The sequence below is a fragment of the Pseudarthrobacter sp. CCNWLW217 genome, assembly GCF_037203985.1.
Classification (GTDB): Bacteria; Actinomycetota; Actinomycetes; order Actinomycetales; family Micrococcaceae; genus Arthrobacter.
In genome coordinates this window covers 60,934-76,218 of the sequence record NZ_JBBCBT010000011.1, presented here as the reverse complement: position 1 = coordinate 76,218, position 15,285 = coordinate 60,934, and the positions used below count along the sequence as shown (strand labels likewise).

The window sequence follows — 15,285 nt, the reverse complement described above, 5'->3', positions numbered from 1 at the left end:
AGTGGTCAGGCCTGCCCGGATTCGAGTACTTCCAGGGCAAAGGAGAGATCCTGCGGGTAATCGCTGGTGACGGTGACCCGTTCCCCCGTCACCGGGTGGTCGAAGCCGAGCTGGCGGGCGTGCAGCCACTGCCGCGTGAGGCCCAGCGTGGCGGCGAGCCGCGGGTCCGCACCGTACGTTAGGTCACCGGCACAGGGGTGCCGGAGGGCGGAAAAGTGGACGCGTATCTGGTGTGTGCGGCCAGTTTCAAGATGAACTTCCACCAGTGTGGCCTTGCCGAAGGCCTCTAATACCTCGTAATGCGTAATTGAAGGCCTGCCGTCCTCGATCACGGCAAAGCGCCAGTCATGGCCCGGATGGCGCCCAATCGGCGCGTCGATAGTGCCCTCCAAGGGGTCCGGCAGGCCCTGGACCACAGCGTGGTAGACCTTGTCCACGCTGCGCTCCTTGAACGCCCTCTTCAGGGCTGTGTAGGCGCGCTCGGTCTTCGCCACGACCATCACACCGGACGTGCCGACGTCGAGCCGGTGGACGATGCCTGCACGTTCGGGGGAACCGGAGGTGGAGATGCGGTACCCGGCTCCTGCGAGGCCGCCCACTACGGTGGGCCCGACCCAGCCCGGTGATGGATGGGCAGCAACGCCCACGGGCTTGTCGACGACGACGAAATCGTCGTCATCGAGCAGGATCTTCAGGCCTTCCACAACTTCCTCCACCACTTCGAGCGGGTCCCGCCGTTCGGGCACCGTGACGTCAAGGACGTCCCCTGCAATCAGCTTTGCTGATTTGCCTACCGCTTTGCCCCGGCTGATGACGTTGCCTTCGGCAATAAGCGTCGCGGCCAGGGAGCGTGAAATCCCCATGAGCTTTGCCAGTCCTGCGTCCGCCCGTGTTCCGCCGAATTCATCGGCCACCACAATGCGCTCAGGCATCGCCGGGTTCTTCCTTCGGCGTGGCCTTCTCCCGCGGAGCCGCCACATGCCGGGACCCGTCCAGGGAGATCCCGCGGAGCGTCAGGATGCAAATAATGGCCACTGCCGAGACCACCGCGGAATCGGCAATGTTGAAAATGGCGAAATTGGGTAGCTGGATGAAGTCCACCACGTGCCCCATCCCGAACGAAGGCTCGCGGAACAGCCGGTCTGTGAGGTTGCCCAGTGCACCGCCCAGGAGTAGGCCCAAGGCCAGCGACCACCAGGCGGACCCAAGCTTGCGCACCTGGAACAGGATGGCAATGGAAACCGCTGCCATGATGATCGAAAACACCCACGTGACGTTTTCTCCGATGGAGAAGGCGGCGCCGGAGTTCCGGATGAAGTACCAGTGCAGCACTGGCGGCAGGACAGGGATACGCTCGCCCTCAACCATGCTGGAAGTAACCCAGAGTTTGGTCAGTTGGTCCAGCGCGTAGGCGAAGACCGCGAATCCAGCAAAAAGGGACAGCAGGATCCGGCGGCGGGGGCGCCGCGGAGTGGGTGGAAGAGGGAGTGCAGCGTCAGCGGCAAGTTCGTCTGTCATGGTGCTTTCATTCGGATACCGATGTTAATCACAAAAGCCGGCGGCCGAGGAATCCTCAGCCACCGGCTTTCAGAATACGTGCTTAACAATCGAGTTTGGTTCGACCTTGCTAGTTGGCTTCGACCTCGGGCGCGGCCACGGAGCCACGGGCGTCAAGGTCGCGCAGCTGGCCTTCGATGTAGGCCTTCAGGCGTGAGCGGTAATCGCGCTCGAAGCCACGCAGCTGCTCCACCTTGCGTTCGAGCACGGAGCGCTGCTGCTCAAGGGCACCAAGGATCTTGCGGGACTTCTCCTGAGCATCGTTGACGAGGCTGCTGGCTTCGATCTGCGCCTCAGCGATGATCTTGTCCTTCTGGGCCTGGCCGTCAGCGACGTGGCGGTCATGCATCTGCTGCGCCATGGCCAGCAGTCCGGCAGCCGATTCGGCAGAAACTGTGCTGCCGGCAGCCTGGGAAGGAGCGGCAGCTGCAACAGCAGCAGCCGGAGCAGCCTGCTCAGCTTCCTTCTTCTTGCTTGCTTCGGCGGCTTTGGCGTCGGCCTCGGCCTTGGCGCGGGAGTCGTCCTTCTCGGCCTTGACGGGCGCGGGGACCTTCTCGACCACCGGTGCCGCAGCGGCGGAGCTGGCAGGAACGGCCGAACCGCCCTCGGCGAGCTTCTTGCGCAGCTCGTCGTTCTCCTGGTTCAGGCGCCGGAGTTCAACGACGATTTCGTCCAGGAAGTCATCTACTTCATCCTGGTCGTAGCCTTCGCGGAACTTGGTCGGCTGAAAGCGCTTGTTGACAACGTCTTCTGGCGTCAAAGCCATCTGGTCACCTCACTGGTCTAGTTAGTCAGTGGCCTTCCGGCCGTCAAAACTACGGTACCTAAATATGGACTGGTTCCTCTAATTCAACACCGTGGTGTCAAACCGGAGTTTCTTCGCGTTGCAAGTGACAGTTCCCTGCGGATCTGAGCCTGAACAGCTAGGTCTAATGGAAATTTACGCGAAACTCCTGGTGATACCCATCGCCACGCTGACAGCGATGAACAAAATCAGGAACCCCAGGTCCAGGCTGATGCCGCCAAGCCGCAGAGGCGGGATCAGTCTCCGCAGGACCTTCAGTGGCGGGTCCGTGACCGAATACACTGCGTGGGCCACCACGAGGGCCGGCCCACGGGGGCGCCACTCCCGGGCAAACATCTGGACCCAGTCGAACACCAGCCGCACGATGAGTGCCACAAGGAACAGTAAAAGGGCGATATAGACAAGTCCGAAAACAATTCCCATGACTTAACTCATATCTCCATGTCCATTCCGGATACCGCAGCGTCCTGCCAATGTTTCTTATCTATTTCAGCACAGATGCCAGACAGGTCCACCTGCCTGGCATCCACAATGAGCCTAATGGCTAGCTTTGATTGAAGAAGCTCGCCTGGGTCTCGCTGACCTTCTTGTCATCGCCGATGACCTCGATGTACGACGGCGACAGGAGGAAGACCTTGTTGGTGACACGCTCGATGCTGCCCCGGAGTCCGAACACGAGCCCTGCGGAAAAGTCCACAAGGCGCTTGGCATCGGCCTCGCCCATGTCGGTGACATTCATGATGACCGGGATGCCGTCACGGAAACTCTCGCCGATAAGCTTCGCGTCGTTGTAGGACCGCGGGTGGATGGTGGTGATCTGCCGGAGGCCGGAAGACTCTTCGCGGCTGGATGCCGCACGCTTGATGGGGGTCACTGGTGCGCGGTATTCCTCTTCGGGGACATAGGACGCCTCACGGCTGACCTCGCGGACGGGTGCGGGTGCACGGCGTTCCTCGCGGTCAACTTCCATGGATTCGTCCTCATCCTTACGTGTGGTGTGGTGCTCGGACTCGTAATGTTCATCGCCATCGGCGAGCCCAAGATAGATCATTGTCTTGCGCAGAGCGCCGGCCATGGTCGACTCCTAATCGTGTCCGTAGGCGGGCCGACCAATGATTTGACAGCACTGGAAATCCCCGCCATTCACTTCCAATGCTTTGACGCTACCCCACGGCGGGACGCGATCCGAGAATATCCGAACCGATCCGCAGGTGTGTCGCTCCGAAGCGGATGGCCACCTCGAGGTCCTGGCTCATACCGGCCGAAATGCCCGTGGCGCCCGGATGGTCCGCGGTGAGCCGGGCAGAGATGGCGGCTAGCTTCTCGAAGGCCGCTTCTGGCGGGGATCCAAGTGGCGCCACAGCCATGACGCCGGCCAGGACCAGCCCGCCGGCGGAAGCCAGTTGCTCTGCTAGGGACGGGACCTCGGCGGGAGCGGCCCCGCCGCGGTGTGCACCGGCGTCGTCGTCCAGGCTGACTTGGATGAAGCATTCCAGCGCAGCCCGCCCTGACCGGTCCTGTTCGGTAGCCATGGCCCGGGCGAGCCCGTCAACGAGCTGCGGCCGGTCCACGGAGTGGACGGCATGGGCATAGCGGACAACGGATTTGGCTTTCTTGCTTTGGAGTTGGCCCACGAAATGCCAGTTGAGCCCGAGGTCGTGCAGGGCTTCAGCTTTCGCAGAGGCCTCCTGATCCCTGTTCTCTCCGACGTCCTTGACGCCCAGGGCGGCGAGCCGGCGGATGTCGTCCGCCGGGTGGAACTTGGTGACGACGATTAGCGCCGGCTCATCCGCCCGGCCTGATGCCTTTGTGGCAGCGACGATGCGGCTCCTCACGGCGGCCAGGCCATTTTCCAATTCGGCAGTGCGCGCTGCAGGGTTCGTGGCCTCAGTCATGCGTCCAGACCAATCCGGCAAACCGACCAGTGTCTTTGTTACGGCGGTAGGAGAATAGATCCTGGTTCTCAAGCGTGCAAGGCCCGCAGTACATGACGTCCACGCCTGCCGCCTCCAGCTGGCTCCGCGCGCCGGCAGGCAGGTCAAGGCCGGGAGTCCCCCAGCTGGTGGTGGACCACGCCGCAGGAACTGCTGCCGCTACGTCGGCCCGCAGCCCGGCCGGAACCTCGTAGCAGCTGCCGCAAATTGACGGACCGAGCCATGCCTGGATGTTGACGGCCCCCATGGCCCGCATACGTTCGACCGCGGCGGGAATGACCCCCGCCGCCAGCCCCGGCCGGCCGGCGTGGACAGCACCAAGCACAGGGCCGCCTGGGGCCTGGCCGACCAGCACCGCGGGGATGCAATCAGCCACCATGACCGCCAGCGGCACGCCCCTGGAAACCATGGCATCTGCCTCAGGATCGGGACTGCCGGCCTCCATGACCGCCACGGCAGTTCCATGCACCTGGTTCATGAACCGCAGGGAACCCGGCACCATGGCGGCATTGAGCTCCAGTTCTGCCCTGCGTACCCGGACATCGTCCGCGTTGTCCCCCACATGCAACGCCAGGTTGCCGGCGCGTGTGTCCGTGAAGGCCACGGTCACACCGGGGAGGACTACCGCCTTCCAAAGGAACAAGCTGCGCCCTACTTCAGGAAGTCGGGGACATCCAGGTCATCGGAGCGGCTGCCGGAGAGGTCCGGCTCCACGACCGAGGGAAGGTCGACGTCGAAACCGGAGTCCGCGGGAACCGCCGACGGGCGCTGCTGGCCCCAGTTGCTCAGGCCGGACGCACCGACTCCGGCGTGGACCGGCTGTACGTTCATCTGGTGGCTTCCGCCCGACGGCGCCTGGGCCGGGGCCGGGGCCGGCGCGGCGGGGCGCTGGGGGGCTACCTGGGGCTGGGACTGGTCCATGGACGGCGAGGTTGCCTTGACGTCGTCGAAGCCGGCGGCAATGACGGTCACGCGGGCCTCGTCGCCAAGGGCGTCGTCGATGACCGCGCCGAAGATGATGTTCGCTTCCGGGTGGGCCACTTCCTGGACCAGCCGCGCCGCTTCGTTGATCTCGAAGAGGCCGAGGTCGGAGCCGCCCTGGATGGACAGCAGGACACCGTGGGCGCCGTCGATGGAAGCCTCAAGCAGCGGCGAGGCGATAGCAAGTTCCGCAGCCTTCACGGCACGGTCCTCACCGCGGGCTGAACCGATGCCCATCAGTGCCGAGCCTGCGCCCTGCATGACGGACTTCACGTCCGCGAAGTCAAGGTTGATCAGGCCGGGCGTGGTGATGAGGTCAGTGATGCCCTGGACACCGGACAGCAGGACCTGGTCAGCAGAGCGGAAAGCGTCCAGGACGGAGACGTTGCGGTCGCTGATGGACAGGAGCCTGTCGTTCGGGATGACGATCAGGGTGTCCACTTCGTCGCGGAGGGCGTCGATGCCCGCCTCGGCAGAGCCGGCACGGCGCCGGCCTTCGAAGGTAAACGGGCGGGTGACTACGCCGATGGTCAGCGCGCCGAGCGAACGTGCGATACGTGCCACGACGGGAGCGCCGCCAGTACCCGTTCCGCCGCCTTCACCGGCGGTCACGAAGACCATGTCTGCGCCGCGGATGACCTCTTCGATCTCGTCCGCGTGGTCCTCAGCTGCCTGCTTGCCCACCTCCGGGTTGGCGCCTGCGCCGAGCCCGCGTGTCAGCTCCCGCCCAACGTCAAGCTTGACGTCGGCATCGCTCATCAGCAGGGCCTGGGCATCGGTGTTGATTGCGATGAATTCGACACCGCGAAGACCGACTTCGATCATGCGGTTGACTGCGTTCACGCCACCGCCGCCGATGCCGACGACCTTGATGACGGCCAAGTAATTCTGCGGAGCTGCCACGTTACGTGTCCCTTGTTCGTGTCCTATTGCGAAAACTGATGGAGTCGAGCTTGAAGCTTTGAACCTTAACCTTCGAGTTGAAGGTTATAGTTATGTCAAGTAACTCATGTCTGTGACGGTATTTCCTATGGTTCGCACATTCAATAACCGCAGGCCGCGTGTCGTGCTATTCCCGGGAAATACAGAGATTTAGCGCGTCACAGGATGCCTGGGCACACTGACGTCATAGACACGCACGGGGTTCTTCGGATCGGCGGGAACCTTCAGCAGTGCCTCCAGGACCTTGGCTTTGAGTTCCCTCTCCGACGCGTTGCCCCAGACGATGGTCTGCCCGTCCACGAGCTTGAGTTCCACGGCATCGACAGACTGTGCTGAGGCATTGGACAGCTTCGCCAGGACCTCGGGAGGAAGGGCGCCAAGGACCGCCGCCGTCGCCTGGAACAGATCCTTGCCGATGGTGCCTGCGCCGCCGTCGATCACTGGCAGCGCCACGGAGGCTGGATCCGTGGTGGCCGCCAGCTGCACACCGTCAACGTCAACTTGCTGGTACTGCTCCCCCTGCTTCACCAGGGCCACCGGGACGCGTTCCCGGACTTCGACAACCAGGTCCGACGGAGGTCGTGCCTGCGTTTTCACTGATTTGATCTGGATGAGTGGTTCCAGAAGCCGGTCCACCTCCTCGTCGGTGATTTGCGGCAGGGGTTTGCCCTTCAGCGGTTCCAGGGCGGCCTGGACCTGGTCAGCAGTCAGGAGCCTGGTGCCGGATACGGAGATGGTGCTGACCGCCAGCAGCGGCGAAAAGATGGCTGCTGCGAGGATCCCTGCTACCACCGCGGCAAGGGTGCTGGCCGCGATGATGATGTTTCGCTTCAGCCGCCTGCCTTTGGGCTCCGGGAAAGCCAGGACGTTCGCGCCTGCAGCTGCCCCGCTGGACTGCCCTTCCCTGGCCTGCTTCTCCTTGGATTTGGCGCCCTTGGGCTGTTTGGCCCTTGCCGGGGCCACTTCCGGCCCCGGAGCGGTCTTGGAAGCGGAGATGACCTCCGGCTCCTCCGCCTGGCCGGGCGCGGGGGTGCCGGACGGGCCGCCGGAAGGATGGCCGGACCTGTTCCTCCCCTGTTGGGCGCGTCCCGGCGAGGTGTAGGTGGGGCGCCGGGCACTAGCCACGCAGTGCCTGCACGATCTTCGGGCCGTAGGCGGTCACATCGCCGGCTCCCGCGGTCAGGACAATGTCGCCAGCGTCCGCAGCGCCAACAAGCTCCGCTACCGCGGCGTTTCCATCCACCAGGCGTCCACCGGCGCCAAGGTGGTCGGCGATCAACTGGCTGGTGACCCCGGGGATAGGATCCTCGCGGGCCGGATAGATATCCAGGACCAAGGCGGTGTCGGCCAGGTTCAGGGCCTCGGCGAACTCGCGGGCGAACTCCCGGGTCCGGGAAAAGAGGTGCGGCTGGAAGAGGACGTGGACCCGGTGGTCACCGGCAACTGACCGGGCTGCAGCGAGGGCGGCACGCACTTCGGTGGGGTGGTGGGCGTAGTCGTCGAAGACCCGGACGCCGCCGGCCTCCCCTTTCAGTTCAAAACGGCGTGACGCGCCGGAAAAGTTGCCCAGGGCCGCGGCGGCGGCGCCTGGTTCAACCCCCAGTTCCAGTGCCACCGCAAAGGCGGCAGCGGCGTTCAGGGCGTTGTGCCGGCCCGGAACCTGCAGCTGCAGGCCGAAGCGGCCTGCAGTGGTGGACACCGAAACGTCTCCCGGGCCGCCGTCGTGCAGCACCAGATCCGCTTCATCCGAGGTGCCGTACAGGAGTACGCGGGTGTTGCCGCGCTCAAGGGTGCGGCGTGCGAGGGCCAGGGCGCCGGCGTCATCGGCGCAGGCGACCAGGACGCCGTCCGCGGGCAGGAGTTCCGTGAACTGGTCAAACGATGCGTAGACAGCCTCCGCGGTTCCGTAGTGGTCAAGGTGGTCCGGCTCCACGTTGGTGACGACGGCTATCCGGGGCCGGTAGTTCAGGAACGAGCCGTCCGATTCGTCGGCCTCGGCCACAAAAATCCCGGACGCGCCATGTGCTGCGTTGACACCGAGCGCAGGAACGTTGGCCCCGATTGCAAACGAGGGATCCAGCCCGGCGCCCTGCAGCAGCACAGTGATCATCGACGTCGTGGTGGACTTGCCGTGCGTGCCTGCCACCGTGACCACAATGTCCTCGCCCATGGTGGCTGCCAACGCCTCAGACCGGTGCAGCACTGGCAGCCCCGCCTCTCGGGCAGCCACCAGCTCTGGGTTGTCTGCACGGATCGCGGAGCCCGCCACCACGGTCTGGGCGTCGCCGAGGTTCGCGGCATCGTATCCCACAGCTACCCTGGCACCTGCGGCCGCGAGGTCGGCCATGACAGGGAGGTCCTTGGCGTCGGATCCGCTGACCACCAGCCCGCGGGCAACCATGATCCGGGCAACGGCGGACATCCCAACACCGCCGATCCCGATGAAGTGGACGCGGCCCAGGGATTCCTGGCTGTGGATGTTGGCAGGGCTCATTCGGATACCGCTTCCAGGACAAGACCAGCCATGCGCTGGTCGGCATTTCTGATTCCAAGGCGCTGGGAGTTGGCGGCCATGGCGGCCAACCGGACTGGGTCAGTCACCAGCGGGATGAGATGGTCCCTGACCCATTGGACGGAGAAGTCCCGGTCCTGGACGAGGAGCGCCCCCTCAGCTTTGACCAGCCCCGCAGCGTTGAGCGCCTGTTCGCCGTTGCCGATGGGCAGCGGGATAAAAACGGCGGGCACGCCCACGGCGGCCGCTTCGCAGACTGTCGCGGCGCCGGACCTGGCCACGAGCACGTCGGCGGCGGCGTAAGCCAACTCCATGCCGTCCACGTACTCCACCTGCCGGTAGCCGGGGGCCGTAAGCGTGCCGCCGTTGGCATTTAGCACTGCCTTGCCGCGTCCGGTGATGTGCAGTGTCTGGATGCCCGCGGCAGCCAGGTCCTCGACGGCCGCAGCGACAGTGCGGTTGATGCTCTGGGCACCTGAGGAACCGCCGGTAACAATCAGCGTAGGCTGCGTCGGGTGCAGGCCCAGGGCTTCGCGGGCAGCAGCCCGGGACGCAGCCCGTTCCAGGCCTGAAATCTCAGTGCGCATGGGCATCCCGACGTGCCGGGCATGGCGGAGCCGCGTGGTGTCGAAGGCGACGGCTACGTACTTGGTCAGCATGGCACCGACACGGTTGGCAAGGCCGGGACGCGCGTTTGCTTCATGGATCACTATGGGGATCCGGCGGCGCCGGGCAGCCAGGTACATGGGAGTACAGACGTACCCGCCCACGCCGACGAGCACGTCGGCGTCATGTTCATCCAGGATCCGGCCGGCTTGCCGTACGGCCCCGGCCAGGCGGCCGGGCAGCCTGAGCAGGTCCATGGACGGCCTGCGCGGCAACGGCACACGGTCGATGGTGGCAAGCTCCAGTCCCGCGGCAGGCACCAGCCGGGTTTCCATGCCGGACGGTGTTCCGACGGCGAGGAGCCTGGCTTCAGGCGCGGCGGTCCGGATGGCGGCGGCGATGGCAAGGAGGGGGCTGATGTGCCCCGCAGTACCGCCTCCGGCGAGGACGATGGAGAGAGTTTGGGAAGTCATCTGGTGCTAGGTACGCTTTCTGGCGGTTTTCTTTGGGCCGGTGGATCCCCGGGAGGGCCTGTTGCCGAACTTCAGCATCCGCTTGGGCCGTATTGCCGGGGCCATCTGTTCCCTGGCGAGTGACAGCACGACGCCGACGGCGCACAGCGACATCATGAGCGCCGAACCGCCGTAGGAGATGAACGGCAAAGGGACGCCGATCACGGGCATCAGCCCGGTGACCACGGACATGTTGACTGTGGCCTGGCCGAGGAGCCAGACCATGATGGTGCCCGCCAGGACCCGGTGGAACATGTCCTCCTGCGCCACCACGACGCGGTAGATCGCGGCCCCCAGGATGGCGAACAGGACCAGGACGACGACGGTGCCCACCAGCCCCAGCTCCTCACCGATGATGGCGAAGATGAAGTCGTTGTGGGCTTCCGGGATCCAGCTGTACTTCTGTCTGCTTTGGCCAAGTCCGACGCCGAACCAGCCGCCGGACGCCAGTCCGTAGATCCCGTTCGTGGCCTGGTAGTTCGCATCGATGCCGTCGGCACAGGACTTTCCCGTCCACCACGAGGTGATGCGGCACATGCGGTTGGAGCTCGTGATGGCCATGGCGGCAGTTCCCGCGGCGCCGATCAGCGCGGCGAAGCCGAACAGATACAACGGCACGCCGGCGAAAAAGAGCGCGGCCGCGGTGATCATCATGATGATCATCGCGGTGCCCAGGTCATTTCCCAGGACGACGAGGCCGATGACAAGGCCAGCCGCGGGAACAGCGGGGATCAGCGCGTGCTGCCACCGGCGCAGGAGCTTGCCCTTCCTCGCCAGGACTGTGGCCATCCACAGGGCCAGGGCCAGCTTCGACGCCTCGGACGGCTGGAACGTGATGCCGCCGATGTCGATCCAGTTCTTGTTGCCGTTGACTTCATCGCCGATGACCTGGACCAGTGCTAGGAGTACCAGTGCGATGCCCAGGCCGGGCCAGGCAAGGCGCTTCAGCCAGACAACGTTGATGCGCGACAGGACGAACATGGTGAAGATTCCAATGGCGGCAAACATGCCCTGTTTCAGGGCGTCACCATACGGGGACTTGCCGGCCGCGATTGATTCCACGCTGGAAGCAGAGAGCACCATCATGATGCCGATGGCGGTCAGGGCGAGGGTGGAGCCCAGGATGAGGTAGTAGGTGGAACCGTTCCGCGAGGTTCCGGTCCCTTCCAGAGCTGACCAGAAACGGCGGTACCCGTTGCGGATTCGCACAGGCAAGGAGGGCCGGGAACCGGCAGGAGCTGCGGTTTTTCCCGGGCGCGGCGTTGCTGCCGGCGGCCGGGTGGGCGTGCTGACCATTGTTACTCCTCGCCGGTCTGGGCCTGCCCTTCCACCAGCTCGCGGACAGCTTCGATAAAGGCGTCGCCACGGTGAGCGTAGGAAGAGAACTGATCCATGGATGCAGCTGCCGGCGCCATCAGAACTGTGTCACCCGGCGCGGCAAGCTGAGCCGCTGCCGCAACGGCGCGGGACATCACTGTCCCGCCGGAGTCCGACGGGCTGCCTGCGACGGCCCCGCCCTCTGCGGCAGTCTGCATCTTTTCAGTGTCGCCCGCGTGCGGTCCGATCACCGGGACATCCGGTGCGTGTCGTTCGAGGGCCTGAACCAGGGCCTCGGTGTCCGTGCCGATCAGCACCACGGCCTTGAGCCGCGCTGCGTGGTCCCGGACCAGGTCGTCGTAGCTGACGCCCTTGGACAAGCCGCCGGCGATCCAGACCACCTTCTCGAAGGTGGCCAGCGACGCCGACGCAGCGTGCGGGTTAGTGGCCTTGGAGTCGTTGATCCAGAGGACGCCGTTCTGCCGGGCTACCGGCTGGATCCGGTGATTGCCAGGGACGTAGTCACGGATGCCTTGGCGGACAGCGTTGGCGTCAACGCCGTAGGCCCGGACCAGTGCTCCGGCGGCCAGGGCGTTGGCCACCATGTGCCGCGGGGCGAATTCTCCGAGGTCGGACATTGAGGCGAGCTCAGCCGCGCTGTCCTTGCGCTCGGGGATAAAGGCGCGGTCAACGAGGAGCCCCTCCACCACACCCAGCATGCTGATCGCCGGGGTAAGGGTGGTAAAGCCCACGGCCCGGCAGCCTTCCACGACGTCGGCGTTCTCCACCATCCGCTCGGTCTCGATCTGCTCTGCGTTGAATATGCAGGCCTTCTGGGTGCGTTCGTAGACTTTGGCCTTGTCCGCGAGGTAGGACGTGTACGATCCGTGCCAGTCCACGTGGTCCTCAGCCACGTTCAAGCACACACTTGCCACGGGCGAAAGCGATTCAGCCCAGTGCAGCTGGAAGCTGGAAAGTTCGACGGCGAAGACGTCGTATTGAACGGGATCGCGGAGGGCGTCAAGGATGGGAGTCCCCACGTTTCCGACGGCGATGGCCTTCAGTCCTGCGGCCTGCAGCATCGCTTCGGTCAGGCCAACCGTGGTGGTTTTGCCGTTTGTTCCGGTGATGGTCAGCCAGTCAGCTGTCTTGTGCCCTTCCCGGATGCGCAGCCGCCAGGCAAGTTCGACGTCGCCCCAAACGGGGATGTGGGCGCGTGCGGCGGATGCCAGGAGGGCTTGGTCCGGGCGCCAGCCCGGTGACGTCACGATGAGTTCGGGCAGGGACCCATCGATTTTCGGGATCCTGCTGACCGCTTCATCCCCCAGGAGAACGTCGGCGGCACCGACGATCTTCAGTGTTTCAGCGTGGGCCTTTGCTGTCTCGGACGTGGCTGCGTCAACCACCACGACGCGGGCACCCAGTTCGATGAGGGTATCGGCCGCGGCGAAGCCGGACACGCCGATGCCGGTGACCACGACGCGCAGGCCCGCCCAGTCCGAGTCCCAACTGGTGAGGTGAGTGAGGCGGGAGGAAACTGTCACAGGAGCACAACCCATTCAGCGTAGAAGATCCCCAGGCCAACGGCTACGAAAAGCCCTCCGAGGATCCAGAATCGGACTACCACGGTAACCTCGGCCCACCCCTTGAGCTCAAAGTGGTGCTGCAACGGGGCCATCTTGAAGAAGCGTTTACCACCGGTGGCCTTGAAGTAGCCCACCTGGATGATGACGGACAGGGTGATGAGGACAAAAAGCCCGCCGATGATGCCCAGGAGCAGTTCGGTGCGGGACAGGATGGCGAAACCAGCGATTGCGCCGCCAATCGCGAGGGATCCGGTGTCTCCCATAAAAAGCTTGGCAGGAGAAGTATTCCACCAGAGGAATCCAACGAGGGCTGCACTCATGATGGCGGCCAGAAGGGCGAGGTCGAGGGGGTCGCGGACCGAGTAGCAGCCGCTGCCGGCTTCCCGCGGGGAGCCGCAGGCCTGGTTGCTTTGCCAGATGCCCATCAAGGTGTAAGCGCCGAAAACCATGACGGAAGCACCTGCAGCGAGGCCGTCCAGGCCGTCCGTCAGGTTCACCCCGTTGGTTGCCGCGGTGACAATCAGGTTGGACCACACGACGAACAGTATGGCGCCCAGGACGGTACCGCCGAAGGCCAGGTCCAGCCACGGAAGATCGCGGACCAGCGAGATTTTGGTGGACGCGGGCGTAACGCCGTCTGCATCCGGGAAATTCAGGGCGAGGATGGCGAACGCGACTCCCACAGTTCCCTGGCCGATGAGCTTGGCTTTGGCGTTCAGCCCCAGGCTTCGCTGTCTTGAGATCTTGATGAAGTCATCGAGGAAGCCAACCAGGCCCATCCCCACCATGAGGAACAGCAGGATCAAAGCCGACGCTGAAGGACCCGGAGACGCCGGATTCATCATCCACATGATCAAGTGCGTCAGTCCATAACTCAGCAGGACGGCGGCCACCACCACGGTTCCACCCATGGTGGGCGTCCCGCGCTTGGTGTGGTGGGACGTCGGTCCGTCATCCCTGATGAACTGGCCGTAGCTTTTGCGGACCAGCAGGCGGATAAAGAGCGGGGTTCCCACCAGGGCGCACAATAGGGCAAGGCCAGCGCCGATCAAAAGTGCAATCACAGCTGTTCGCTCCCTTCACTGGCAGGTACGGGGGCTTGTGGGGGTAATGCTATCCGATCGCCTAAATGCCGCAGCCCAACGCTGTTGGAGGACTTGAACAGGACGAGGTCGCCGGGTTCAAGTTCGGCGTTGAGCAGTTCGTAGGCGTCCTCGATCGTTTCGGCGAAGCTGCATTCATCACCCCAGGACCCCTCCTGCACGGCGGAGACATAGAGCGGCCGGGCCTCCCGGCCCACCACCACCAGGCGGGAGATATTAAGCCGGACAACCTGGGTGCCCACCACGGTGTGTTCGCGGATGGATTCCGGTCCGAGTTCCAGCATGGCGCCCAGGACAGCCCAGGTACGGCGGCCGCGGCCGAGGTCGGCGAGGGTCCGCAGGGCGGCCCGCATGGATTCCGGGTTGGCATTGTAGGCGTCGTTGATGATGGTGACGCCGTCGGCCCTTTCGGTACGTTCCATGCGCCAGCGGCTGGCTGCCGTTTGGGTGCTGAGTGAGGCTGCGATGTCCCGTCCGGCGACACCGGCGGCGTGTGAGGCCGCAGCTGCGGCGAGCAGGTTGCCCACGTGATGGGACCCGATCAGTTTGCTGCTCACGTGCAGGTCCGGTTCGCCCGACGGCAGGACGAGGTCAAACTCAGGGTTTCCGGCAGGGTTGGTGTCGGGCTTGACTGCCTGGACTCCGGCGCCAGTGCGGCCTTCAGCGGAGAATCCGAGCACTGTGGCCTGGGTACGGTCCCGCATGGCGGCGACGCGTTCATCGTCGAGGTTGAGGATCGCAGTACCGGTGGCGGAAAGTCCTTCGACCAGTTCACCCTTGGCCCGGGCGATGTTCCCGACTCCCCCGAATTCACCGGCGTGGGCGGTCCCCACGCCGAGTACTACGCCGATGTCTGGCTTAACCATGTCTGCCAAGTAGCGGATGTGGCCGATGCCCGTTGCTCCCATTTCAATGACCAGGTACCGGGTGCTGCTGTCCGCGCTGAAGACCGTCAGCGGGACACCGATCTCACCGTTGTAGGAGCCCTGTGGCGCAACGGTGGCACCCTGGGTGGCCAGGACGCCGGCGAGGAGGTCCTTGGTGGTGGTCTTGCCTGCCGAGCCCGTGATGCCCACAACCGTGAACTGTTCACCGGCTGCCTGGCGGGCTGCACGAATGCGGCGTACCGCCTCCGCGGCGAGGGCGCCCATGGCCAGCACCGCATCGTCGACCACCACTGCGGGGTAGTTCTCGCCGTCCGGGCCGGCAACCGGCCGTTCCATGAGTGCCAGCGTTGAACCGTTGCCAAAGGCGGCGCCAACGAAGTCGTGGCCGTCCGCATACTCTCCCGGTTTCGCGACGTACAGCGATCCGGGCGTGGCTTCGCGGGAATCCGTGACCACCGAAAGAGGCGTGATCTCCGGATCGGCGTCCAGGCGCCCGTTTGTGATTTCGGCGATTTCCGCCGCAGTAAATGCAATCATCTCGGT

15 protein-coding genes are annotated in these 15,285 nt (G+C 64.7%); all 15 read right to left on the bottom strand.

Annotation, left to right across the window (positions count from 1 at the left end):
* Positions 1–5: 5 nt before the first annotated feature.
* The 15 genes from V9L18_RS13910 to V9L18_RS13840 all read right to left on the bottom strand — a co-directional run bounded on the left by V9L18_RS13910 (position 6) and on the right by V9L18_RS13840 (position 15,279).
* Positions 6–932, bottom strand: coding sequence for an RluA family pseudouridine synthase (locus V9L18_RS13910; RefSeq protein ID WP_337347758.1), 927 nt, complete (start codon positions 930–932; stop codon positions 6–8).
* Positions 925–1,518, bottom strand: a complete 594-nt coding sequence (gene lspA / locus V9L18_RS13905; RefSeq protein ID WP_337347757.1) for a signal peptidase II — start codon at positions 1,516–1,518, stop codon at positions 925–927. The genes V9L18_RS13910 and lspA overlap by 8 nt, the downstream gene beginning before the upstream one ends.
* A 109-nt stretch (positions 1,519–1,627) precedes the next feature.
* Positions 1,628–2,323 carry a DivIVA domain-containing protein gene (locus tag V9L18_RS13900; RefSeq protein ID WP_337347756.1) on the bottom strand — a complete coding sequence of 232 codons (696 nt, stop codon included), beginning with the start codon at positions 2,321–2,323 and terminating at the stop codon, positions 1,628–1,630.
* Positions 2,324–2,497: 174 nt separating this feature from the next.
* Entirely contained in the window at positions 2,498–2,785 is a 288-nt protein-coding gene (locus tag V9L18_RS13895) for a YggT family protein (protein ID WP_337347755.1), read from the bottom strand.
* A gap of 121 nt (positions 2,786–2,906) precedes the next feature.
* Positions 2,907–3,437: a cell division protein SepF gene (locus tag V9L18_RS13890; protein ID WP_337347754.1), complete on the bottom strand. Its 531-nt coding sequence runs from the start codon at positions 3,435–3,437 to the stop codon at positions 2,907–2,909.
* Between the two features lie 88 nt (positions 3,438–3,525).
* Positions 3,526–4,257 carry a YggS family pyridoxal phosphate-dependent enzyme gene (locus tag V9L18_RS13885; protein WP_337347753.1) on the bottom strand — a complete coding sequence of 244 codons (732 nt, stop codon included), beginning with the start codon at positions 4,255–4,257 and terminating at the stop codon, positions 3,526–3,528.
* A complete protein-coding gene (locus tag V9L18_RS13880; protein WP_337347752.1) occupies positions 4,250–4,939 on the bottom strand; it encodes a polyphenol oxidase family protein in 690 nt (229 codons plus the stop codon). Before V9L18_RS13880 ends, V9L18_RS13885 begins: the two co-directional genes overlap by 8 nt.
* Before the next feature lie 8 nt (positions 4,940–4,947).
* Entirely contained in the window at positions 4,948–6,180 is a 1,233-nt protein-coding gene (gene ftsZ / locus V9L18_RS13875; RefSeq protein ID WP_066285766.1) for a cell division protein FtsZ, read from the bottom strand.
* Between the two features lie 189 nt (positions 6,181–6,369).
* A complete protein-coding gene (locus V9L18_RS13870; RefSeq protein ID WP_337347751.1) occupies positions 6,370–7,344 on the bottom strand; it encodes a cell division protein FtsQ/DivIB in 975 nt (324 codons plus the stop codon).
* A complete protein-coding gene (gene murC, locus V9L18_RS13865) occupies positions 7,337–8,713 on the bottom strand; it encodes a UDP-N-acetylmuramate--L-alanine ligase (protein ID WP_337347750.1) in 1,377 nt (458 codons plus the stop codon). The genes V9L18_RS13870 and murC overlap by 8 nt, the downstream gene beginning before the upstream one ends.
* Positions 8,710–9,810 carry an undecaprenyldiphospho-muramoylpentapeptide beta-N-acetylglucosaminyltransferase gene (murG, locus tag V9L18_RS13860; RefSeq protein WP_337347749.1) on the bottom strand — a complete coding sequence of 367 codons (1,101 nt, stop codon included), beginning with the start codon at positions 9,808–9,810 and terminating at the stop codon, positions 8,710–8,712. Before murG ends, murC begins: the two co-directional genes overlap by 4 nt.
* A gap of 6 nt (positions 9,811–9,816) precedes the next feature.
* On the bottom strand, positions 9,817–11,145 hold the full coding sequence (gene ftsW / locus V9L18_RS13855) for a putative lipid II flippase FtsW (protein WP_337347748.1): 1,329 nt from the start codon (positions 11,143–11,145) through the stop codon (positions 9,817–9,819).
* Between the two features lie 2 nt (positions 11,146–11,147).
* The gene (gene murD / locus V9L18_RS13850) at positions 11,148–12,725 is read right to left on the bottom strand and encodes a UDP-N-acetylmuramoyl-L-alanine--D-glutamate ligase (RefSeq protein ID WP_337347747.1); all 1,578 of its coding nucleotides are present in this window, start codon (positions 12,723–12,725) and stop codon (positions 11,148–11,150) included.
* A complete protein-coding gene (gene mraY, locus V9L18_RS13845) occupies positions 12,707–13,816 on the bottom strand; it encodes a phospho-N-acetylmuramoyl-pentapeptide-transferase (RefSeq protein WP_337347746.1) in 1,110 nt (369 codons plus the stop codon). The genes murD and mraY overlap by 19 nt, the downstream gene beginning before the upstream one ends.
* The gene (locus V9L18_RS13840; RefSeq protein WP_337347745.1) at positions 13,813–15,279 is read right to left on the bottom strand and encodes a UDP-N-acetylmuramoyl-tripeptide--D-alanyl-D-alanine ligase; all 1,467 of its coding nucleotides are present in this window, start codon (positions 15,277–15,279) and stop codon (positions 13,813–13,815) included. The genes mraY and V9L18_RS13840 overlap by 4 nt, the downstream gene beginning before the upstream one ends.
* Between the last annotated feature and the right edge of the window lie 6 nt (positions 15,280–15,285).

Coding starts and splice junctions, on each gene's coding strand:
- V9L18_RS13910 (WP_337347758.1), bottom strand. CDS start 932: ATGCCTGAGCGCATTGTGGTGGCCGATGAATTCGGCGGAACACGGGCG.
- lspA (WP_337347757.1), bottom strand. CDS start 1,518: ATGACAGACGAACTTGCCGCTGACGCTGCACTCCCTCTTCCACCCACT.
- V9L18_RS13900 (WP_337347756.1), bottom strand. CDS start 2,323: ATGGCTTTGACGCCAGAAGACGTTGTCAACAAGCGCTTTCAGCCGACC.
- V9L18_RS13895 (WP_337347755.1), bottom strand. CDS start 2,785: ATGGGAATTGTTTTCGGACTTGTCTATATCGCCCTTTTACTGTTCCTT.
- V9L18_RS13890 (WP_337347754.1), bottom strand. CDS start 3,437: ATGGCCGGCGCTCTGCGCAAGACAATGATCTATCTTGGGCTCGCCGAT.
- V9L18_RS13885 (WP_337347753.1), bottom strand. CDS start 4,257: ATGACTGAGGCCACGAACCCTGCAGCGCGCACTGCCGAATTGGAAAAT.
- murC (WP_337347750.1), bottom strand. CDS start 8,713: ATGAGCCCTGCCAACATCCACAGCCAGGAATCCCTGGGCCGCGTCCAC.
- murG (WP_337347749.1), bottom strand. CDS start 9,810: ATGACTTCCCAAACTCTCTCCATCGTCCTCGCCGGAGGCGGTACTGCG.
- ftsW (WP_337347748.1), bottom strand. CDS start 11,145: ATGGTCAGCACGCCCACCCGGCCGCCGGCAGCAACGCCGCGCCCGGGA.
- murD (WP_337347747.1), bottom strand. CDS start 12,725: ATGGGTTGTGCTCCTGTGACAGTTTCCTCCCGCCTCACTCACCTCACC.
- V9L18_RS13840 (WP_337347745.1), bottom strand. CDS start 15,279: ATGATTGCATTTACTGCGGCGGAAATCGCCGAAATCACAAACGGGCGC.